Source organism: Nocardia mexicana NBRC 108244, from assembly GCF_001613165.1.
Classification (GTDB): Bacteria; Actinomycetota; Actinomycetes; order Mycobacteriales; family Mycobacteriaceae; genus Nocardia; species Nocardia mexicana.
In genome coordinates, this window is the sequence record NZ_BDBV01000033.1 from 78,294 (window position 1) to 99,278 (window position 20,985).

Annotated in this window: 22 protein-coding genes; 14 read left to right on the plus strand and 8 right to left on the minus strand. The window is 70.0% G+C overall.

Going from position 1 to position 20,985, the window contains the following annotated elements:
* The first annotated feature begins 136 nt into the window (after positions 1–136).
* On the plus strand, positions 137–742 hold the full coding sequence (locus NM1_RS13810) for a TetR/AcrR family transcriptional regulator (RefSeq protein WP_068019296.1): 606 nt from the start codon (positions 137–139) through the stop codon (positions 740–742).
* Positions 739–1,245 (plus strand): hypothetical protein, encoded by a 507-nt coding sequence (locus NM1_RS13815; RefSeq protein WP_068019299.1) that lies wholly within the window; start codon positions 739–741, stop codon positions 1,243–1,245. Before NM1_RS13810 ends, NM1_RS13815 begins: the two co-directional genes overlap by 4 nt.
* 9 nt (positions 1,246–1,254) lie before the next feature.
* Here the strand turns inward: NM1_RS13815 and NM1_RS13820 are convergent, their stop codons facing one another.
* From NM1_RS13820 to NM1_RS13840, 5 genes are read right to left on the minus strand one after another with little or no spacing between them, the layout of a single operon-like run.
* The gene (locus NM1_RS13820; protein ID WP_068019302.1) at positions 1,255–1,497 is read right to left on the minus strand and encodes a hypothetical protein; all 243 of its coding nucleotides are present in this window, start codon (positions 1,495–1,497) and stop codon (positions 1,255–1,257) included.
* A 20-nt stretch (positions 1,498–1,517) separates the two neighbouring features.
* Positions 1,518–2,222 (minus strand): SRPBCC family protein, encoded by a 705-nt coding sequence (locus NM1_RS13825; RefSeq protein ID WP_068019304.1) that lies wholly within the window; start codon positions 2,220–2,222, stop codon positions 1,518–1,520.
* Positions 2,219–2,758 (minus strand): (2Fe-2S)-binding protein, encoded by a 540-nt coding sequence (locus NM1_RS13830; protein ID WP_084519594.1) that lies wholly within the window; start codon positions 2,756–2,758, stop codon positions 2,219–2,221. Before NM1_RS13830 ends, NM1_RS13825 begins: the two co-directional genes overlap by 4 nt.
* Positions 2,751–3,626, minus strand: a complete 876-nt coding sequence (locus NM1_RS13835; protein WP_068019308.1) for an FAD binding domain-containing protein — start codon at positions 3,624–3,626, stop codon at positions 2,751–2,753. Before NM1_RS13835 ends, NM1_RS13830 begins: the two co-directional genes overlap by 8 nt.
* Complete coding sequence (locus tag NM1_RS13840) at positions 3,623–5,980, minus strand: xanthine dehydrogenase family protein molybdopterin-binding subunit (protein WP_068019311.1); 2,358 nt, start codon at positions 5,978–5,980, stop codon at positions 3,623–3,625. Before NM1_RS13840 ends, NM1_RS13835 begins: the two co-directional genes overlap by 4 nt.
* A 211-nt stretch (positions 5,981–6,191) precedes the next feature.
* Between NM1_RS13840 and NM1_RS13845 the strand changes: the two genes are divergently transcribed.
* Positions 6,192–7,265 carry an XdhC family protein gene (locus NM1_RS13845; protein ID WP_068019390.1) on the plus strand — a complete coding sequence of 358 codons (1,074 nt, stop codon included), beginning with the start codon at positions 6,192–6,194 and terminating at the stop codon, positions 7,263–7,265.
* 23 nt (positions 7,266–7,288) lie between these two features.
* Here NM1_RS13845 and NM1_RS13850 read toward each other — a convergent pair whose 3' ends face one another.
* Positions 7,289–8,122 (minus strand): SDR family oxidoreductase, encoded by an 834-nt coding sequence (locus tag NM1_RS13850; protein ID WP_068019314.1) that lies wholly within the window; start codon positions 8,120–8,122, stop codon positions 7,289–7,291.
* 90 nt (positions 8,123–8,212) lie between these two features.
* Here NM1_RS13850 and NM1_RS13855 point away from each other — a divergent pair, with 90 nt between their 5' ends.
* The 5 genes from NM1_RS13855 (at position 8,213) to NM1_RS13875 (ending at position 13,243) form a co-directional block, all read left to right on the plus strand.
* A complete protein-coding gene (locus NM1_RS13855) occupies positions 8,213–9,790 on the plus strand; it encodes a methylmalonyl-CoA mutase family protein (RefSeq protein ID WP_068019317.1) in 1,578 nt (525 codons plus the stop codon).
* On the plus strand, positions 9,790–10,200 hold the full coding sequence (locus tag NM1_RS13860) for a cobalamin-dependent protein (RefSeq protein ID WP_068019320.1): 411 nt from the start codon (positions 9,790–9,792) through the stop codon (positions 10,198–10,200). Before NM1_RS13855 ends, NM1_RS13860 begins: the two co-directional genes overlap by 1 nt.
* 70 nt (positions 10,201–10,270) lie before the next feature.
* Complete coding sequence (locus NM1_RS13865) at positions 10,271–11,227, plus strand: LLM class F420-dependent oxidoreductase (RefSeq protein WP_068019393.1); 957 nt, start codon at positions 10,271–10,273, stop codon at positions 11,225–11,227.
* 103 nt (positions 11,228–11,330) lie between these two features.
* Positions 11,331–12,377: a CaiB/BaiF CoA transferase family protein gene (locus tag NM1_RS13870; RefSeq protein WP_068019323.1), complete on the plus strand. Its 1,047-nt coding sequence runs from the start codon at positions 11,331–11,333 to the stop codon at positions 12,375–12,377.
* A 29-nt stretch (positions 12,378–12,406) separates the two neighbouring features.
* Positions 12,407–13,243 (plus strand): SDR family oxidoreductase, encoded by an 837-nt coding sequence (locus tag NM1_RS13875; protein ID WP_068019326.1) that lies wholly within the window; start codon positions 12,407–12,409, stop codon positions 13,241–13,243.
* On the opposite strand, the gene NM1_RS13880 is transcribed toward NM1_RS13875, so the two are convergent.
* Positions 13,234–14,244 (minus strand): ferredoxin--NADP reductase, encoded by a 1,011-nt coding sequence (locus NM1_RS13880; protein ID WP_068019329.1) that lies wholly within the window; start codon positions 14,242–14,244, stop codon positions 13,234–13,236. The genes NM1_RS13875 and NM1_RS13880 overlap by 10 nt on opposite strands.
* A 117-nt stretch (positions 14,245–14,361) precedes the next feature.
* On the opposite strand from NM1_RS13880, the gene NM1_RS13885 reads away from it, so the two are divergent.
* From NM1_RS13885 to NM1_RS13895, 3 genes are read left to right on the plus strand one after another with little or no spacing between them, the layout of a single operon-like run.
* Positions 14,362–15,261: an acyl-CoA dehydrogenase family protein gene (locus tag NM1_RS13885; RefSeq protein WP_068019332.1), complete on the plus strand. Its 900-nt coding sequence runs from the start codon at positions 14,362–14,364 to the stop codon at positions 15,259–15,261.
* A complete protein-coding gene (locus NM1_RS13890) occupies positions 15,248–16,336 on the plus strand; it encodes an acyl-CoA dehydrogenase family protein (protein ID WP_068019336.1) in 1,089 nt (362 codons plus the stop codon). Before NM1_RS13885 ends, NM1_RS13890 begins: the two co-directional genes overlap by 14 nt.
* A gap of 2 nt (positions 16,337–16,338) precedes the next feature.
* Positions 16,339–17,103: an enoyl-CoA hydratase/isomerase family protein gene (locus tag NM1_RS13895; protein WP_068019338.1), complete on the plus strand. Its 765-nt coding sequence runs from the start codon at positions 16,339–16,341 to the stop codon at positions 17,101–17,103.
* A 61-nt stretch (positions 17,104–17,164) separates the two neighbouring features.
* On the opposite strand, the gene NM1_RS13900 is transcribed toward NM1_RS13895, so the two are convergent.
* The gene (locus NM1_RS13900; RefSeq protein ID WP_068019342.1) at positions 17,165–17,929 is read right to left on the minus strand and encodes an SDR family NAD(P)-dependent oxidoreductase; all 765 of its coding nucleotides are present in this window, start codon (positions 17,927–17,929) and stop codon (positions 17,165–17,167) included.
* Between the two features lie 118 nt (positions 17,930–18,047).
* On the opposite strand from NM1_RS13900, the gene NM1_RS13905 reads away from it, so the two are divergent.
* From NM1_RS13905 to NM1_RS13915, 3 genes are all read left to right on the plus strand, one after another.
* A complete protein-coding gene (locus tag NM1_RS13905) occupies positions 18,048–19,193 on the plus strand; it encodes a thiolase family protein (RefSeq protein WP_068019345.1) in 1,146 nt (381 codons plus the stop codon).
* A 116-nt stretch (positions 19,194–19,309) separates the two neighbouring features.
* Positions 19,310–20,293, plus strand: a complete 984-nt coding sequence (meaB, locus tag NM1_RS13910) for a methylmalonyl Co-A mutase-associated GTPase MeaB (RefSeq protein ID WP_246011602.1) — start codon at positions 19,310–19,312, stop codon at positions 20,291–20,293.
* A 225-nt stretch (positions 20,294–20,518) separates the two neighbouring features.
* A partial coding sequence (locus NM1_RS13915; protein WP_157123909.1) for a DUF222 domain-containing protein occupies positions 20,519–20,985 on the plus strand: 467 nt, incomplete at its 3' end.

Sequence of the window (20,985 nt, forward strand, 5' to 3'; positions counted from 1 at the left end):
CGCGCGTGATACATCAGCGAGAATGCGATTACCGAGAAAATCGATGACGGCCGATATTCGGTGCCGTGAGACCCTTGTCACAGCGAGGCAACCAACCTACTGTGTGTTCACTAGGTTTTGCCGAAGAGGGGTTCTCGTGACCACACCTCGTCCCTACGCCTCCCTGCTCGCCAAGGGCGAAGACCGCCGCCAGCGGATACTGGGCGTCGCTCAGCGGATGCTCACCCGGAACGGCTGGCGCAGTACCACTTTGGCGCAGATCGCCCGGGAGGCGGGCGTGAGCCCGGCCGGGCTGCTCCACCACTTCCAGTCCAAGGACCAACTGCTGCACGCGGTGCTGGACGCCCGGGACGCGGCCGATGCCGCGGGATCCGACCTGAACGGGGACCTGATCACGGAGATCCGCAAGGTGGCGGCCCGCATCGAACAATCACCCGAGCTGGTGGGCACGTTCGTGGTCATGCTCGTGGAGAACCTGCTGCCCGAGGCTCCGCTGCACGACCGGCTGCTCGACCGATGGAAGGTCGCAGTCGGCATCGTCGCCGACATCATCCGCCGCAACCAGGAGATCGGACGGTATCGGCCCGACGTCGATCCCGACCTCCGGGCCATCGAAATCGTCGCTTTCATCAATGGAATGGAGCTGTCATGGCTGCTCGATCACTCGATCCCGCTGACCGAGGTGTTCGACGAGTACACCCGGTCGCTGGCGCGCGACCTGCGTCCGGACGCGGAACGATGAGATACCGCCTGGACGTCGTCGCGACCAGCATCGTCGACGTCGTCGAGCACGCCGGGGGCTGGCTGTTCGACCGCGCCGTCGCCGGCTGGGACGTCACTGTCCTGCTCACGGACCTGTCGGACTCCCGCCCCCTGCGCATCCTGGGCGCGGAGGTGCTGGACCTGGAGACCGTGCTCGCGGCGGGCGGCCAGGGGCGGCGCCCGCATGCCCTGGCGGTCGCCTGCGAGGTCTGCGAACTCGATCCGCGCGCCCAGCGGGGGCTGCGAAAAGCCTTGGGAGACGGCGGAATCGAGGTGGTGCTCTGGGGCGAGGGCTGGACGGCTCCGCCGGAGCACCGGATCGACCCGGTGCTGCACCGGCTGAGCGTCGCCGCCCAGGCGTTCAAGGCCCAGGCCCTCACCGCCGCCGCGGTCCCCACCACCCCCGTGGGAGCGACGGAGATATTCCGCAGCGGCCTGACCGGATTCCCGTCCATCGGGGCCGACCTGAGCCCCGTGGGCTGAGCCGCACCGTCAGTCCCAGAGGGCGGCGCAGGGGAGCGGTGGCAGGTCCGGGCGGACATCGTCGTCGACGGTGACGACGATGCCCGCGTTCGCGCCGAGTTCGGCGACGATGTCGGCGATCTGCTCGGCGCAGGCCTGGTAATCCAGGGCGAAGGCGCCGGTCTCGATGCGGATGTGCCGGATGCGCCGCGGCGCGGCCGAGCCCGGTCCCCGGATGTCGCGGCCCGAGGTAACCCCGTTACTGAACGGCATGGCGTCTTCTCCGGCGGCCCTCACCGCGGCGGTCGGCCGGACCGCCTGCGTCGGAACAGCGCGAAAAGTAGTGCGACGAGCGCTAGTACGGCCGGTCCGGCGTAGCGCGCGGCACTGTTCGTCCCGGCGGCCGCGAGCAGGTCGATCGGCTCGGCGGGCTTGCCGGGCCGCCGCGCTGTCGAGACTGTGGCGGCGACAGGGGCAGGCGAGCCGGTGATGTCCGCACTCGGAAACGCGGAGACCCTCCCGGCCGGGGTTGTGCCGGTCGCCGATTGCGATGTGACAGCGGCGATCTCGTCGGCGAGGTTGTCGGCGAACCGGCCGATCAGCGTGCCCGCGACATCGGCCAGCGCGCCCCGCCCGAACTGCGCGGGCTTCCCGGTGATGGACAGGTCGGTATCGACGAAAACGTCGGTGGCGCCGTCGGATTCGACGAGTTTGCAGGTGATGGTGGCCTTCGCGGTGCCGTTTCCGCGGGTCTCGCGGCCGCGGCCCTCGAGCACCGCGATCCCGGCCCGCTCGTCCTGCGAGACGACCTTGATGATGCCGCTGTAGCTCAGCCCCACCGGCCCGAGCTTGACCTTGATCTTGCCGTGGAAGTCGTCGCCCTCGCGCGCGGTGATGGTGGCGCCGGGCACGCACGGCGCGATGCGCTCCAGGTCGAGCAGCACCGGCCAGGCCTGCGCGGCCGGGACGGGGATGGTGAACGTGTTGTCGAGTTTCATGAAACGTCCTTCGCGTGCTCACGCTGCTGCGTGGTGGACTGCGGGGGGTCGGCCGATGCGGCGTCGCGGATCGACTCGGCGGCGGTTCGCACCGCCCGGACGATGCCCTGGTAACCGGTGCAGCGGCACAGATTTCCGGAGACGGCCGTACGGATCTCGTCCTCCGTGGGATCGGGATTCTCGCGCAGGAACGCCGTGACGGACACGATGAATCCGGGCGTGCAGAAGCCGCACTGCAGCCCGTGCTCGTCGCGGAAGGCCGCCTGGACGGGCGACAGCGCACCGTCGGCCCCGGCCACGCCCTCGACGGTGGTCAGTTCGCAGCCGTCGGCCTGCACCGCGAACATCAGGCAGGCGCGGACGGCGGCGCCGTCGAGTTCGACCGTGCACGCGCCGCAGACCCCGTGTTCGCAGCCGAGGTGGGTGCCGGTGAGCCCGCACCGTTCGCGGAGATAGTCGGCCAGGGTGAGCCGCGGCGGCACCCGGTCCCGGCGCGGCGCACCGTTGATGCGCACCTCGATGTCGACGTCAGTCATCGCTCGCCTCCTGTACGGCGCGCCGCCACGCGCGCGCCACCATTGCCGCCCCGACCCGGCGCCGGTATTCGGCGGGCCCGTGGACATCGGATGTGATCGAGTCCAGTCCGGCGGTCGCGCTCCGCCCGACCTGCTCGGCCGCCACCGCGTCGACCGGGCGTCCGGTCATCTCGGCCTCGGTCTCCCGCGCCCGCACCGGGGTGGGCGCCAATCCGAAAAGACCGACGGCACAGCGCTCGACGCGCGAATCCGCGTCCAGCCGGACCGCGACGGTCGCGCCCGCCATGGCGAAATCGCCGCTGCGGCGGGCGAATTCCTCGACGGCGAAGCCGCAACGCCCGTGCCACACGGGAAATTCGATCGCGGTGATCATCTCGTCGTCGGCCAGGTCGGTGGTCCAGAGGCCGGTGAAGAAGTCCGCGGCGGGAATCGTGCGCCGCCCGCGCGCGGACAGCGCCTCGATCTCGGCGTCGAGAGTCAGCGCCACCACCGGATATTCGCCCGCGGCGTCGGCGTGCGCGATGGCGCCGCCGATCGTGCCGCGGTTGCGGATCTGGAAGTGCCCGATGAGCGGGGTCACCCGCGACAGCAGCGGTACGGCCCTGCGGATCTCATCGGACCCGCCGACGGCGGCGTGCGTCGTCCCGGCGCCGATCCGCACCGACTCGGGCCGAGTTTCGATGCCGCGCAAATCGTTCAGGCGGCGCACGTCGACGAGATGGTCGAAGGCCGCGAGCCGCAGCGCGAGCATGGGCACCAGGCTCTGTCCGCCCGCGATGAGCTTGGCCTCGTCGCCGTACTCGGCCAGCAATGCGACTGCCTCGCCGGGGGATTCGGGGGCGTGATATTCGAAGGCCGCGGGTTTCATTCGCCGGCTCCTGTTCCGCGGGACACCCGCGCCCGTTCGATCATGTCCACGATGCGGGAGGGCGACAGCGGCAGGTCGGAGATCTCCACGCCGAACGGCGAGAGGGCGTCGGCGACCGCGTTGAGCACCGCCGGGGTCGCCCCGATCGCGCCGCCCTCGCCGACACCCTTGAAATCCCCGGGACCCGGGCTCGGCGTCACCACGTGCCCGACCTCGATCGTCGGCACCTCCGAGGCCGTCGGCAGCAGATAGTCCAGGAACGTCGTCGCCACGGGATTGCCGTCCTCGTCGTAGGGCAGATGCTCGTAGAGCGCGCCGCCGATGCCCTGCACGGTCCCGCCGTAGATCTGTCCCTCCACCACGCTGGGGTTGATCATCGGGCCGCAGTCCTCGCTCACGATGTAGCGCAGCAGCGTCACTCGCCCGGTCTCGATATCGACCTCGCAGGTGCATGCGTGAGTTGCGTTGGCCCAGATGGCAATCTGGGGGGTCTTGTATCGCCCGGACGCCTCGAGGCCCGGCTGCATCCCGGGCGGCAGGGAGTCGGCCTGGAAGTAGGCGATATCGGCGATCTCCGCCAGGGTGAGAACGGAATCGGGGGTTCCGCGCACGGTGACCCTGCTGCCGGAGAACTCGATCTCCTCGGGACCGGTGTTCAGCCGATGCGCCGCGATCGCACGGATCTTCTCCCGCAGCACCGAGGCGGTCTGCTCGATCGCCCCCGCGGTCATCGAGCCGGACCGGCTGCCGCCGGTGCCGCCGCCGAACGGTGTGATCGCGGTGTCGCCCTGGATGGTTCGCACGTCGGACATGGTCGCGCCGAGCGCGTCGGCGGCCAGCTGCACGACGGTGGTCTCGAGGCTGTTGCCCGCCGAGCCACCGGCGACGTAGACATTGACCTTGCCCGACGGCTCGATCCGGATGGTGGCGCCCTCGGTGGCGAGGAACGGGCTGGCGCCGGTGGTCGGCTCCAGATAGGTGCAGGTGCCGACGCCGAGATAGCGTCCCTGGGCCCGCGCGACGCGCTGGTCCTCGCGAAAAGCGTTGTAGCCCAGCATCTCGACCGCCTGCTCCAGCGTCTCCAGCGGCGAGACATTGTCGTAGGTCATGCCGTTCGGGTTCGGATGCGGAAACTCGTCGCGGCGCAACATGTTCCGGCGCCGCAGGTCGATCGGGTCGATGCCGATCCGCCGCGCCGCCTGGTCCAGCAGCACCTCGCGGGCGACCGACTCGAACTGCCACGGCCCGCGATAGGCCACCCGCCCGACGGTGTTGGAGTACACGAACTTCGCGCTGAAGGAGGCCTCGGTGATCCGGTAGGGCCCCGGGAACAGGATCCCGACGGGAATGCCGCCGACGATCGGCGAGGGCGTCGGATAGGCCCCGACGTTCTGCACGTGCGCGATGGACGCGGCCAGGATCGTGCCGTCGGCATCGAACGCCATGCCGACCTCGGCGTGCTCGTGCCGGGACATGCCGGACGCCATCAGGTTCTCCTGGCGGTCCTCGATCCACTTCACGGCGGATCCGAGTGCGCGCGCGGCCAGCAGGACGCAGGTCTCCTCGCGCAGCGGCAGCTGCTTGAGCCCGAAGCCGCCGCCGGTATCGCGGGCGATGACACGCACCTGGTGCTCGTCGACGCCGACCAGCCGGGCGCAGAACGCGCGGATCTCGTGCGGTGACTGGGTGGAACTCCAGACCGTCATCTCCGCCGTCGGCGCCGACCACTCCGCGACGAGGCCGCGGGTCTCCATCGGCACCGGCAGGTAGGCCTGCTGAAAGATGCTCTGGCGCACCACATGTGCGGCCGAGTCGAAGATCGGCTGCAGATCCGAGGCGGGGCGGCCGCCCATCTCGCCCGCGGAGTTGCCCGCGAATCCGGCGTGTACCAGGTTCGGCGACGCGTGTGCCGTGGTGTAGTCGACCACCGGATCCAGCGGCTCGTAGTCGATGACGACCTGTTCGGCGGCGTCCTCGGCGATATAGCGGTCGGCGGCGACGACCAGGACCACGGGATCGCCGACGAACCGGACCTCCTCCTCGGCCAGCGGCGGCCGCGGCACCGGGGGCATACCGGCCATGTCCAGGTCGTAGGAGATCTCGTGCGCGCCGGGATTCAGGTCGGCGGCGGTGTAAACGGCCAGCACGCCGTCCATTTCGAGCGCGGCGGACACGTCGATGTCGCCGATCCGGGCCCGGGCGAGCGGGCTGCGGACGAAACAGGCGTGCGCCATACCGGGGCGCGTGACGTCGTCGACGAAGGTGCCCGCGCCGGTGACCAGGCGGGCGTCCTCGAGTCGCGGTACCCGCGTGCCGACGACGGTGGTGGCGGGGGCGGTCGCGGTCGAACTCATGAGCTGTGCCTACCTAGATGATGATGTATATCAAATATGAGTATGACGCTAGAATAGAAAGAGAATAACATTCTCGCCAAGGGTGGTGGGGAGTCGCACGATCTTTCGACTACCTCGAAGGACTACGGGCCCTCCACCGGGTGTAATCCGTCCCGGGGCGGGCGGCGAAGCGGGTCCGCCCGGCCCGCGGTCGATGATTGCGGAGGTCACCGTGCGTGAACTCGGTGCGGAGCTGCGGCGCTGGCACGCCGCGAATACCGCCTATGCGCTCGCTACCGTCGTGTCCGTGACCGGGAGTGCGCCGCGCCTGCCGGGGGCCGCGATGGCGGTCGACGAGTCCGGCAACGTCCGGGGCAGCCTGTCCGGCGGATGCGTCGAGGGGGCGGTGTACGAGCTGTGCCGGGAGGTGCTGGCCTCGGGGGAGCCGGTCCGCCGGAGGTTCGGTTTCAGCGATGCCGACGCCTTCGCCGTGGGCCTGACCTGCGGTGGTGAGCTCGAGGTCTTCGTGCAGCGGATCGCGGCGGAGGACTATCCCGTTGTCGAGACGGCGCTCGGGTCGGGTCCCGTTGCGATCGTACGCGATCTGGAGTCCGGGAGAATGGCCGCGCTGGGTCCCGGCGGCGTGGTCGGCGCCGCGTTCGACACCGCCGTGCTCCGGCGGGCGGCGGCGATGCTCGACGCCGGCGCCAGCGGAGTGCGCGTGGTCGGCTGCGCGGAGGAAGAGCGGTCGGTCTTCGTCGAATCCTTCGCTCCCGCGCCGCGCATGATCATCTGCGGTGCAACGGATTTCACCACCGCGCTGTGTCGCGTCGGCAACCTGCTGGGCTACCGGGTGACCGTCTGCGAGGCCCGTCCCGCCTTCGCCGACCACGCGCGGATGCCGGAGGCCGACGAGGTGGTCCGGCAGTGGCCGCACCGGTACCTGCGGCACGCGGAGGTCGATGCGCGCACGGTGATCTGCGTGCTGACGCACGACCCGAAGTTCGACATCCCGGTCCTCACCGAGGCTCTGCGCCTGCCCGTGGCCTACGTGGGTGCGATGGGTTCGCGCCGCGCCGACAGCGAACGCCGCCTCCGGCTGCGCGCGGCCGGTCTCACCGATGCCGAGCTGCTGCGCCTGCATTCGCCGATCGGCCTCGAACTGGGCGGGCAGACGCCGGAGGAGACGGCGGTGTCGATCGCCGCGGAAATCGTCGCTGTCCGACGCGGCGGCTCGGCCCGGTCGCTCTCCACCACGACTCGCCCCATCCATCCCGAATTCCCCGTGACCGAGGCGTCGGCCTGACCGGAAACGCCGCATCCGCGTCCTCAGTCGAGAAACAGGTCCGGCGTTGGGTTTTCGCCGCCGCCGTAGGGCGACAGATCATCGATCCCCGCGTAGTGCGACAGGGCGTCGGCGTCGAGGAAACAGTTGCCGGTGACCCGCCTGGCGGGCTGTGTCAGGATGGCCAGCGCGGCGTCGGCCATGATCTGGGGGCTGCGGGCCGCCGCGAGCTGCCGCTCGCCGTCGGGCAGGTGGGCCACCGCCGAGGTGGCGATGAAGGTCTGCGGCCACAGGCAGTTGAAAGCTATTCCGGCATCGGCGAATTCGATCGACCAGCCCTGGGACAGCAGGGTCATGCCGTACTTGGAGAGGGTGTAGGCGGGATGGGCGCCGAGCCACCGCGGGTTCATGTTCACCGGCGGCGAGATCGTCAGCACGTGCGGGTCGGCCGCCTCGCGCAGGTGCGGCAGGCACGCCCGGGTCAGCAGGAACGTGCCGCGAATGTTGATGTCCTGCATCAGGTCGAACTTCTTGGCCGACAGCTGCTCGGTCGGTTCGGTGACGATCGCGCCGGCATTGTTCACGCACAGGTCGACACCGCCGAACCGCTCCACCGCGGTGTCCACCACGCGCCGCACATCCGCCTCCTCGCGGACGTCACCGACGACCGCGGCCGCCCGGCCGCCCGCCGCCTCGACCTCGGCCGCCGCGGTGTGCACCGTGCCCGGCAGCCGCGGATGCGGGTCGGCGGTCTTGGCGAGCAGGACCACGTTGGCGCCCTGCCGTGCCGCGGCGACGGCGATCGCCAATCCGATGCCACGGCTCGCGCCGGATATCACCATCGTGCGGTCGGTCAACGGTCGATGCTGGTCGGACATGACACTCCTCGGGCCGGAACATGCGTGTGAGCAGGCGTTCACCATTAGCGGTATTGGCATTCTCCATTTTCGGAAGTAGCATATTCGATGATGAGCAATCAGGTGCACACCTCCTCCGGAATCCCGCTGGAGCCGGTCTACGGGCCGGACGACCGGCGTGGTGATCCGCCCCCGCCGGGTGCCTATCCGTTCACCCGCGGCAACTACTCGACCGGCTACCGGGGGCGGCTGTGGACGTTCCGGCAGTACTCCGGCTTCGGCACCGCCGAGGAGTCCAATCAGCGCTACCGCTACCTGCTGGAGCAGGGCGGTACCGGACTGTCGGTGGCGCTGGACCTGCCCACCCAATGTGGTTACGACTCAGACGATCCCGAGGTCGGTGAGGAGGTCGGCCGGGTCGGCGTCGCCGTGGACACGCTCGCAGACGCCGAGGTGCTGTTCGACGGCATCCCGCTGGACAGGATCAGTACCAGCTTCACCATCAACGGCACCGCGGCCATCCTGCTGGCGTTCTACGTCGCGGCGGCGGAGAAGAAGGGCGTGTCGCGCGAAAAGCTCACCGGCACAATCCAGAACGACATCCTCAAGGAGTACGCCTCGCGCGGCACCTGGATCTGGCCGCCGGAACCGTCGCTGCGGCTGATCGCCGACACCATCGAATTCTGCGCCGCCGAGGTGCCCCGGTTCAACGCGATCTCGGTGGCGGGCGCGCATTTTCGCGACGCCGGCGCGAATGCCGTGCAGGAGATGGCGTTCACGCTCGCCGACGGAGTCACCTACTGCGACACCGTGATCGCGCGCGGCCGCATGACCGTCGACCAGTTCGCGCCGCAGATCTCGTTCTTCTTCTACACCCACGGCGATTTCTTCGAGGAGGTCGCGAAATACCGTGCGGGACGGCGACGCTGGGCCACCATCGTGCGCGAGCGGTACGGCGCGACGACCGACAAGGCGTCGATGTTCCGGTTCGGGTGTGTGGCGGGCGGCGCGTCGCTGTACGCGCCGCAGGCGCAGAACAATCTGGTGCGGGTGGCCTACGAGTCGCTGGCCGCGGTGCTCGGCGGCGTGCAGTCGATGTTCACCGCCGCGTGGGACGAGCCGTTCGCACTGCCGAGCGAGGAGTCGGCGACGCTGGCGCTGCGCACGCAGCAGATCCTCGCCTACGAGACCGGGGTGACCCGGGTGGCCGATCCGCTCGGCGGCTCCTATTTCGTGGAGGCGCTCACCGACGCGACCGAGGCCCGGATCGTCGAGATCATGGACGATCTGGAGCGGCAGGGCGGCATGGTGCGGTGCATCGAGGACGGATACCTGCAGGGACTGATCGCCGACGAGGCGTATCGGGTGCACCAGGCGGTGGAGTCCGGCGAGCGTCCGGTGGTGGGGGTGAACCGGTTCGTGTCCGATGAGCCCGCACCCGATATCGGCACCTACGAACTGGATGCCGACGGCCGCGAACGGCAATTGAAGCGGCTGGCCCGGGTGAAGGCCGAACGCGACTCCGCGGCGGTGCGTGACACCCTCACCGCGCTGTCGTTCGCCGCGGAGGGAGACGAGAATCTGATGCACCGCCTGATCGATTGCGCCAACGCCTACTGCACCGTCGGCGAGATCACCGCGACGCTGAAATCCGTGTGGGGCGAATTCCGGCAACCGGTGGTGTTCTGATGAGCACCCCGCCGCCCGCGCGCGTGCTGGTCGCCAAGCCCGGCCTCGACGGTCACGATCGCGGTGCCAAGATCGTGGCCCGCACGCTGCGCGATGCCGGATTCGAGGTGGTGTACACCGGAATTCGGCAGCGCGTGGAGGACATCGTGTCGATCGCGCTGCAAGAGGACGTGGCGGTGGTGGGCCTGAGCATCCTCTCGGGTGCGCATATCGCCCTCACCACGAGGGTGGTGGACGCCCTGCGCGCCGCCGACGCGGACGATATCGCGGTGGTCGTGGGCGGCACCATCCCGCAGGCCGACGTGCCGCGCCTGCTGGAAGCCGGTGCGGCCGCGGTCTTTCCGACGAGCACGCCGCTGGACACGCTCGTCGCGGAGATCCGCAAGCTGACCGGGGCCAGGGCTGTATGAAACACGCGCTCGACGACAGCGGACAGTGCTGTCGGTGCCGGGTCTCGAATTCACGCGGTTGGGAGAGACAGTGCGCATCGGAGTGATGATCGGGCCGGAGAAGGGTGACTCCGCGCGCAAGCTGGAGCGGATGCTGCGCGATATCGAGTGGGCCGAATCGGCCGGACTGGATATGGCGTGGATTCCGCAGGTGCCCAACGACTTCGACGCGTTGATCACGATCGCGGCGATGGGGTTGCGCACCTCGCGCATCGAACTGGGCACCGCGGTCGTGCCGTTGCAGGCGCAGCATCCCGTCGCGCTGGCGCGCCAGGCGCTGTCGGCGCAGGCGGCGGCCGGGGGGCGGCTGGCGCTGGGCGTCGGGCCGTCGCACCACTGGATCGTCCGCGACATGCTCGGCCTGCCCTACGACCGTCCCGCCGCCTACACCCGCGACTATCTCGATGTGCTGAATACGGCTCTGCGCGGCCCGGGGCCGGTCGACGTGGAGAACGAGACCTTCACGGTGCACAATCCGCTCGAGCTCGGCCCGGTCGCGCCGGTGCCGGTGCTGGTCGCCGCCCTCGGCCCGGTCATGCTGCGGATCGCGGGGGAGCGGACCGACGGCACCGTGCTGTGGATGGCCGACGAGCGCGCCATCGCCGAGCATATCGCGCCGAAGATCACCAAGGCGGCCGCCGACGCCGGTCGCCCCGCCCCGCGCATTGTCGCCGGGCTGCCCGTATGTCTGTGTGCCCGAAGCGAAATCGACGAGGCCAAGGCCCGGGCCAACCGCATCCTCGGCGAGGCCGAGGTATCCCCCAACTACCAGCGCCTGCTGGAGCAGGGCGACTCCCGCGACATCGGCGACCTCTGCCTCGCGGGCGACGAGGAGACCATCGCCGCGGGCCTGCGCCGCTACACCGAAGCAGGCGCCACCGACCTCTCGGTACGCCTGCTCCCCATCGGCGACACCCGCGACGAGCTGATCGCCTCCAAACGCCGAACCCGCGACACCATCGCCCGCCTGGCCACCGAATTACGTTGACCACCATGCCTACCCCCACCACCCCAGCGGTTCTTGCCGCGGCAGCCCCACTTGATTTCCCGGCATGCTTTTGGCCGCGAACCGCTAACGGCAGGGCGTCGCGGTGACAGCGAACAGGGCTGGGCCGCTGGCCGGGATTCGAATTCTCGAGGTCGGCACGATGCTGGCCGGGCCATACGCGACGATGATGTTGGCCGACCTCGGCGCCGAGGTCACCAAGCTGGAGCCTGCGGGTGGGGACATCTCCCGGCAGGTGAGTGACAGCTATTTCGCCAGCCTCAATCGCGGAAAGCGCAGTGTCCGAATCGATCTGGGGACGGATTCGGGCCGGGCACGGCTCGGTGAACTGGTCGCGCGGTCCCATGCGCTGCTGGTGAATCTGAAGCCGTCCGCGATCCGGCGGCTCGGGCTCACCTACGACGCGCTGCGGGAGTTCAACGAGAAGATCGTGTGCGTGGCGATCACCGGCTACGGCCTGCACGGTGGCGACGATCCGGCCTTCGACTACGTGATCCAGGCGGCGGCTGGGATCGCCGCTCTCACCGGCGATCCCACCGGGCCGCCGACCTTGCCGGGCTATTCCTCCGCGGACAATTCGACCGGACTGACCGCGGCGCTGGGCCTGCTGGCGCAGATCGTCTCCGGTCGCGGCGGGCAGATCGATGTCTCGCTCTACGAGGTCATGCTCTCCCAACTCAACTACCACGCCGCCGCCTACCTCAACGACGGCAAGCGACCGCGGCGCAGGCCGTTCGGCGCGCATTCGTATTACGTTCCCGCGCAGATCTTTCCGACCTCGCACGGCCACCTGGCCTTGTTCATCACCCACGACGGTTTCTGGAAGAGTTTCGCCGCCGAGGCCGGTGTCACCGGATTCGAGCGGATGGCCGACCGGGTCGCGCGCCGCGAGGAGGTCCTGGCGGCGGTCACCACGGCGCTGGCCGCCGATACCGCGTCCGGCTGGGAGGCCCGGCTGCGCCCGCTCGGCATTCCGGCGGCGGCGGTCCGCGAACTTCCGGAGGCCCTGGACACCAGCCCGGACGCTGTCGTCAGCGCGGGGGACCATCGGCTGGTCGGCAGCCCGATCCGGATCGCGGGGTACCGCCCCGAATACCGGCCGCCCCCGCGGCTCGGTGAGCATGGTGGCTGAAATGTCCTCGTAGCGACAAGGAGTCGGCAGTGGTTCGCGACGTTCTGGTAGTGATCGGCACCGGTGGGATGGGGCGCGCGATCGCCCGGCGGCAGGGCGGCGGCCGGCATGTGCTGCTCGCGGATTTCGACGAGGCCGCGCTGCGGGAGTTCGCGGGCACTATGGAGGACGAGGGGCACCTCGTCACGACCGCGCCCGTGGACGTCGGCTCCCGCGAGTCGGTGGCGGAGCTGGCGGCGAAGGCGGCCTCCCTCGGGTCGGTCACGCAGATCGTGCACACCGCCGGGCTCTCCCCGTCGCAGGCGCCGGTGGCGGCGATTCTGCGGGTGGATCTCGTCGGCGTCGGCCTGGTGCTGGAGGAGTTCGGCCGCATCGTCGCGCGCGGCGGGGCGGGCGTCGTGATCGCGAGCATGGGCGGCTACCTCGGCGTCCTGTCCGCCGAGCACGAAACGGCCTTGGCGACAACCGCGGTCGACGATCTGCTGGGCCTGCCCTTCCTGGCATCGGACGCGGTGACCGACCCGGGGTTCGCCTACGCCCTCGCCAAACGCGCGAATCATCTGCAGGTTCGCGCGGCCAGCGGGGCCTGGGGCGCGCGGGGCGCCCGGATCAACTCGATCAGCCCCGGCATCATCTCCACCCCGATGGGACGCCAGGAGCTGGCCTCGGAGTCCGGGGCGGGCATGCGCGCCATGATCGACATGTCGGCGACGGGACGGGCGGGCACGCCGGACGATATCGCCGCCGCGGCGGCCTACCTGCTCGGCCCGGACGCGTCGTTCGTCACCGGCACCGACCTCCTGGTCGACGGCGGGGTGGTCGCGGCCGTCGCCGCCGCGGCGGTGCGGGCGGCGGCTCACTCGTAGTCGACGCTGATCGACGCCGTATCCGGCACGGCCTGGCAGGTCAGGACGTAGCCGTCCGCCAGCTCGTCGTCGGTCAGGGCATTGTTCTGCCGCAGCGAAGCGCTGCCCTCGGTCACCTTGGCGATGCAGGTCGCGCAGTTGCCCTGCTCGCAAGAGAACGGCGGCGTGAGCCCCGCCCGCCGCGCACTCTCCAACAGCGTCTCGCCCTCCTTACGCGGCACCGTCTTCTTCTTGCGATTCAGAATGATGGTGACCGTCCCCGGCGCCGCCTCCGGAGTGTCTCCCAGCCCATCCTGGTCGGACCGCGGCGCCGCCGGAGCGCCGAACCGCTCGCTGAACACCAGTCCCGGGCCCGGCACCGCCAGCTCCACCATCTCCATGAAAGCCTCTGGGCCACAGACATAGTGGTCGGCATGGCCGTCGGCGCCGATGAACGCGCGCACGGCCGCGGCATCGAGGAAGCCCCCGTCGGAATCCAGGTGCCGCACCACCTCCAGCCGGTCCGGATGGTCCCGGACCAGCTCATCCAGCACCGCCCCGAAAATCACGGCATCGGCGTCGCGGTCCGCGCACAGCAGCCGGATCCGCCGCCCCGTGGTGGCGAGCGCGCACTTGGTGAGCGAGAGGATGGGGGTGATGCCGCTGCCGCCGCTGAACATGAGCAGCGGCACCTCGGCCTCCCGCAGGCAGAACCGGCCCGCCGCGCCGGACATCTGCACCTCGTCGCCCTCGGCGAGGTTGTCCAGCAGCCAGTTCGAGACCTTGCCTCCCGGAACGCGTTTGACGGTCGTCATCAGCTCGTCGTCGGTCTCCGGCGCGCTGGACATCGAGTAGGAGCGGAACAGCGCGGTGCCGTCCACCGGCACCCGGAACGTGCAGAACTGCCCGGCCCGGTAGGCGATCGGACCGTCGTGCGGCGCGAGCACGAACGTGCGGGCGTCGACGCTCTCCTTCACGATCCGGGTCACGGTCGCCCGCTGGAAAAACGAGGGTCTCGCCATGAACCGCATCCTCCTGGTAGACAGATTCTAGTAAGATGAGAATTACATTCTCACTCACGAGACGGGATCTCTCAATATGTTCTGGAGCACCGGTTCGCCGAGCCCGCGAGGAGCGCTATGGATGTCCGCCTGAGCAGCGAACAGCGGCAACTGCGCGATGCCGCGGCCAAACTGGCCGACGACCTGGGCCCCGGCTCGGTCGCCGACCTGGACGACGAGGTCCGTCGCGCCCGGCTGGAGCGCGCGGTGGACACCGCGGGCTGGCGCACATTGCGCACCGACGGCGCCTCCGGCGTCGAAGTCGCGATCGTGGCCGAGGAATTCGGCCGCGGACTGGTCGATATCGCATTCCTCGGCCCGGTGCTGGCCGACGGCCTGCGGGTACGGCCCGAGGGCGGCGGCTGGACGATCGGGATCGGCGACCGCGCCATCGATGCCCGTGGCAGCAGTCGCGCGCTGATCGTCGACGGCGCGCGCATCCGGGCGGCGGCCCTCGGCTGGGTCGTGCCCGGCGCCGATCTGACTCGCCAAACAGCCGCGCTGACAGGCGAATTCGAGCCGGTGGGGGAGCTGTCGCCGGACGAGGCCGGGCGCTGGCGTGCCCTCGCCGTCACCGTGACCACCGCCGATCTGCTCGGAACTGCCCGCGGCGCACAGGATCTCGCTGTCGACTACGCCAAGATGCGCGAACAGTACGGCAGCACCATCGGGTCCTATCAGGCCGTGGCGCATCTGCTGGCGGAGAATCAGGCGCTGATCGAGGGCGCGATCAGCGTGCTCCGGCACGCCGCCTGGGCGGTCGACGAACTGCCGACCGCCGCGGCGCTGGAGGCGGCGCGCATCGCCAAGGTCTACACCGCCCGCGTGGCCCGCACCGTCTGCGAGGCGTCGATTCAGGTCCACGGCGGTATCGGCAACACCTGGGACTGCCTGGCGCACGTCTTTCTGCGCCGGGCGCTGGTCTCGGCCGAACTGTTCCCCGTCGCGTTGCAGGAGATCGATCTTGGACTTTCGTGATTCCCCGCAGGAGGCCGAGTTCCGGGCGCGTCTGCGCGACTGGCTGGCCGAGAACGCGGACCGGTTCCCGACCTCCGGCGACGAATACTGGGCACGACAGGGCGACTGGCATCAGGCGCTGTACGCGGCCGGATTCTTCGGATCGTCCTGGCCGAAGGAATTCGGCGGCCACGAACTGCCCCCGGTCTACGACGTGATCGTGGACGAGGAGCTGGCTCGCGCCGGTGCCCCGCCCAGGCCCAGCCTGGGCTACTTGGTGCAGGGCCTGGGCCGCCACGGCGGCAGGGAACTGCAGCAACGGTTCCTGCCGGGCATGATCAACGGCACCGAACGCTGGTGTCAGGGGTTCAGCGAACCGGGCGCCGGTTCGGATCTGGCCTCGCTGACGACCACCGCGACCCGCGACGGCGACGACTACGTCGTGCACGGCCACAAGATCTGGACCAGCTACTCCGATGTCGCCGACTGGTGTCTGCTGCTGGCCCGGACCGATCCGGATGTGCCTCGGCACAAAGGTATTTCGGCGTTCGTCATCGCGATGAAGCAGCCCGGTGTCGAGCAGCGGCCGCTGCGGATGATCAGCGGCGTCACCCGCGAATTCGGGCAGGTGCGCTTCGACGGGGCGAGGGTGCCCGCGGCGCAGCTGGTGGGCGCGCCCGGCGACGGCTGGAAGCTGGCCATGACGGTCGTCGGGCACGAACGTGAGCCCGCCACACTGGGTTACGCGGCCCGGTACGCAAAGCTGGTGCGGCAGTTGGCCTCCCGGCTCGACGGCCCGGCTCCGGACGACCTCGCCTGGGCCGCGGTGCAGACCGAGATGCTGCGATTGCACGTGCGCCGCAGGCTGTCCGAACAGCTCGACGGTGTGGTGCACGGACCCGACGGATCGTTGGACAAACTGCTCATGACCTGGGTTGACCAGGCCGTCGGGCATGCGGCGCTCGCCGTTACCGGCACGGGCGATCCCGAACTGCTGGGCAGCTACTTCTACAGCCGCGCACAGAGCGTCATGGGCGGCACCTCGCAGATCCAGAAGAACATCATCGCCTCCCGCATCCTCGGACTAGGAGTCTGACCATGTACGACCTGCCGGACGAGATCCAGGTCCGCTCCGACGGACCGATTCGCATCATCACGCTCAACCGCCCGGACGCGCTGAATGCCGTCGACGACAACCTGCACACCGGCCTCGCCCGGCTCTGGCCGCGGCTCTCGGAGGACCGGTCGGCCCGCGTCGCCGTGCTCACCGGCGCGGGGAAGGCCTTCTCCGCCGGAGGCGATTTCGCGTATCTCGCGGAACTCGGGCGGGATGCGGAGCTGCGGGCGAAGACGATCGCCCACGGCCGCGACATCGTGCTCGGGATGGCGCGCTGCCGGGTGCCGGTGATCGCGGCGGTGAACGGTCCCGCCGTCGGCCTCGGCTGCAGCCTGGTCGCGCTGAGCGATATCGCCTATATCGCCGAGACGGCCTATCTGAAGGACCCGCACGTCCAGGTGGGGCTCGTCGCCGCCGACGGCGGCCCGCTGACCTGGCCGTTGCACACCAGCCTGCTGCTGGCCAAGGAGTACGCACTCACCGGAGCGAAGATCCCGGCCGCCCGGGCGCGCGAGATGGGCCTGGTCAACCACGTGGTCGACGATCCGGTGACCGAGGCGCTGGCCTGCGCGAAACGCCTGCTGGAACTGCCGCGCCAGGCGGTCGAGAGCACCAAGCGGCTGTTGAACTTGTCGCTGGAGAGAGCGGTGCTGGCGACGCTGGACTTCGCGACGACCGCGGAGGACCTGACGTTTCAGAGCGACGATTTCCGCGCGGTGATCACCAAGCTCGCCGACCGGGGCTGACATCGGCGCGAACGCCGCGCGTGGTCACGCGGGGGCAACGTGGCCACGCGCGGCGCGTCGCCTACTTCGGTGGGAAGCGCAGCGCTCCGTCGAGCCGGATCACCTCGCCGTTGAGGTAGTCGTTCTCGATGATCGACGTGGCCAGCTGGGCGTACTCGTGGGACCGGCCCATGCGCTTGGGGAAGGGCACCTGCGGGCCCCAGTGCTGTTCGAGCTGATCGGCGGCCTGGCCGTAGGCGGGCGTGTTCACCGTGCCCGGAGCGATCGTCACTACGCGGATGCCCAGCGGCGAGAGATCCCGCGCGGCGACCAGGGTCATCCCGACCACGCCGCCCTTGGCCGCCGCGTAGGGGATCTGCCCGGTCTGTCCCTCGAACGCGGCGATCGAGGCGGTGTTCACGATGACGCCGCGGGCGCCCTCGTCCAGCGGTTCGGACTTCGCGATCGCGGCCGCCGACAGCCGCAGCACGTTGAACACCGCGGTCAGATAGAACTCGATCGTCGTGCGGAACCCGTCGAGCGGCAGCGGCGAGCCGTCCTTGCCGACCAGCCGGCCGCCCTTCGCGGGCCCGCCGTGCGTATCGACCGAAATCCGCAGCGGGCCCATCGATTCCGCCACCGCGAGGGCGGCCAGCACCGAATCCTCGTCGGTGGCGTCGGTGTGCTGGTACCGGATGCCCAGCTCGGCCTCCAGCTGTTTGCCCTTGTCGTCCGCGACATCGGCGACCACGACCTGCGCGCCCGCGGCGTGCAGGCGGCGCACCGTGGCCTCGCCCAATCCGCCGGTACCGCCGACCACCACTGCGGAACTTCCCTTGATATCCATGCGGTATCCAATCTTGCAACTGTGACTCTCCTATTGAGAAAATAACATTCTCGCGGTGTTCCGGACGAGCGCCCGAGTGTCCGCGCCGAGAACCCGTCGCCGAACTGGAGGCCACCACATGCCTGAAGCCGTCATCGTGTCCGCGCTGCGCACCCCCATCGGCACCGCCCGGAAGGGGACGCTGCGCGATACCAATGCCTTCGACCTCGCCCGTCACGTGGTCGGTGCGGCCGCCGAGGGGCTGGGCGCCACGACCGTCGACGATGTCCTCCTGGGCGAGGGGCGCTATGGCGGCGGTGTGGTTGCCCGCCACGCGGCCGTCACCGCCGGTCTGACGGCCGTCCCCGGGATGGCGCTGAACCGGCACTGCGCGGCGGGGATGTCCGCGGTGCAGACCGCCGCGGCCGGAATCCGTGCCGGGATGGACGAACTCGTGATCGCGGGCGGGGTGAACTCCGACTCCACGGCGCCGCGGGCCCGGTTCAGGGTGGGGGAGGACGAGTGGATCGATCCGTGGGTGTCGCCCAGTCACCCCGACCGGCCGGATGCGCCGGCGATGGACATGTCGATCACCGTCGGCTGGAACGCCGCGGTGCGCGCGGGCCTGTCGCGCGAGGAGCTCGACGCCTGGGCGCTGCGCTCGCACCGCAACGCGATCGCCGCCATCGACGAGGGCCGGTTCAAGGAGGAGATCGTGCCCGTCGAGACGCCGCACGGGTTGTTCGACACCGACGAACATCCGCGCCGCGAAACGAGTTTGGAGAAGCTGGGCGCGCTGAAGGTGCTGCATCCGGAGATCGAGGGCTTCTCCATCACCGCGGGCAACGCGTGCGGCGCCAACGACGGCGCGGCCGCCCTCGCCGTCGCCAGCGAACGGCTGGGGCTGCCCGCGCTGGCCTACATCCGGTCGTGGGCGACGGTCGGCGTCGATCCGGCCGAGACCGGGCTGGCGCCGATCGAGGCGATCACCAAAGCCGCACGGCGGGCGGGGATCTCGCTGTCCTCGGCGCGCGTGATCGAGATCAACGAGGCCTTCGCCTCGGTGCCGATCGCGGCCATCCGCGCCCTCGACCTCGACCCGGACCTCGTCAACGTGAACGGCAGCGGCTGCTCGCTCGGCCACCCGGTGGCGGCGACCGGCGCTCGCATGATCGTCACCCTGGTGCACGAACTACGCCGCCGCGGAGGCGGTTTCGGCATCGCCGCCATGTGCGCGGGCGGCGGCATGGGCTCGGCCACCGTCATCGAGGTCCCGGCTGCGTGAGTAGCTCGTTGCGCGCGGGGGCGGACACATCGGCCGATGCTGGGTGTGTGGTGGTTCGGGTGCGGCAGTGGGTGCTGGATCGGGTGCGGGTCGGCTAGAGCAGGGCAGGTGCGGTGATGAGTGGCGAGTCGGGTTCGATGTGGCCGGTAGCCGAATCCGGTGGTGCGCAGTCGGATCCGCGTGGGTCCGAGGCTGCCGCGTCCGGGGATGGCGGGCCGGTCGGTCGTACCGCGTCTGTCGGTGGGTTGCTCGAGCAGGCGCGGTCGGGATCGGTCCGGGCGGTGGGGCGGCTGCTGAGCCTGATCGAGGGGGAGCGGCGGGACGAGGTCGGGGCAGCGTTGGGGGAGCAGCCTCCCGTGCGGGTGGTCGGGGTGACCGGGCCGCCGGGTGCCGGGAAGTCGACGACCATCGCGGCGCTCGTGCGCGTCTACCGGGAGCGCGGGCTGCGGGTTGCGGTGCTCGCGGTCGATCCGTCGTCGCCCTATAGCGGTGGCGCGCTGCTGGGGGACCGGATCCGGATGGCCCAGCACATCGATGACCCCGGTGTGCTGATCCGCTCGCTGGCCACCCGCGGCCATCTGGGCGGGCTGTCGGCCGCGGTGCCCGCCGCGATCCGCCTGCTCGCTGCGCTCGGTTACGACGTCGTGCTGCTGGAGACGGTGGGCGTCGGGCAGTCCGAGATAGAGATCGCGGCCGTCGCGGATCCGACGCTCGTGATCCTCAATCCCGGTGCGGGAGACGCCGTTCAGGCCGCGAAGGCGGGCCTGCTCGAGGTGGCCGACCTTTTGGTGGTGAACAAGGCCGACCGCGAGGGCGCCGAACAGACCGTGCGCGACCTGCGCGCCGAATCCGACGTCCCGATCCTCACGCTGATCGCCTCCCGCGGCGAACGGGTCGCAGAATTGGTCGAGGCCATCGAGGCACATCACCGCGCGGACACCCCGGCGCGGCGATCGGCCCGGGCTCGCGCCCAAATCCTCTCCCTGGCGCAGACCCGGCTGCGCACCCACGCGGACCTGGACCGCCTGGCCGCCGCAGTCGCTGCCGGAGAATGCGACGCCTACGGCGCTGCCGCCACCCTCCTACGCGACACGCCATAACTACGACAGCACTGAAGTGCCGTTCTCGGTGAGGATGTCGCCACGACTGAAGCCGGGCAGCGGGCAGAGGCTTCCCCGCTTCAGTGGTGCCGGTGATTCCGATCCGCCATGGTACCGAAATGCCGTGTTGGACAGTTGATTTGGATCGTCCGTCCAGTGTGAAGAGGTGGATTTCAGTTCCGGATTGGGCTGTGGGCTGGATACGATTCGGGATAGAATTCGAACATGTCTTCGAATGGGGTGGGAGAGTCGGCGACCGAGCCGCTGCATTCCGCGGTGGCCGCCCTGTTGGAGCTGCCGCTTACCCCGCTGTCCGATGACGAGGTCGTCGGGGTGATGCGGGAGGTGGAGCGGTCGGTGCGGGTGTTGACGGCTGTGCGGCATCGGTTGCTGGTGGAGTCGAGTGAGCGGTCGTTGCCTGCTCGGTTCGGGTCGAAGTCGTTGAAGAAGTTTTTGATGGAGACGCTGCGGCTGGCGAGTGCGGATGCCGGGTCGCGGGTGCATCAGGCGCTGTGGGTGGGCACGTTCCACGATATGGGCGGCGACGCGTTGGATCCGCAGTTGCCGTGGACGGCGAAGGTCTTGGCGGCGGGCGAGGTTTCGGCGGATCATGTGCGGGCGGTGGCGGCGGTGATGAACCGGGTGCCGCGTGGGGTGTCGGGGGAGGATCGGGAGGCGGCCGAGCAGATCTT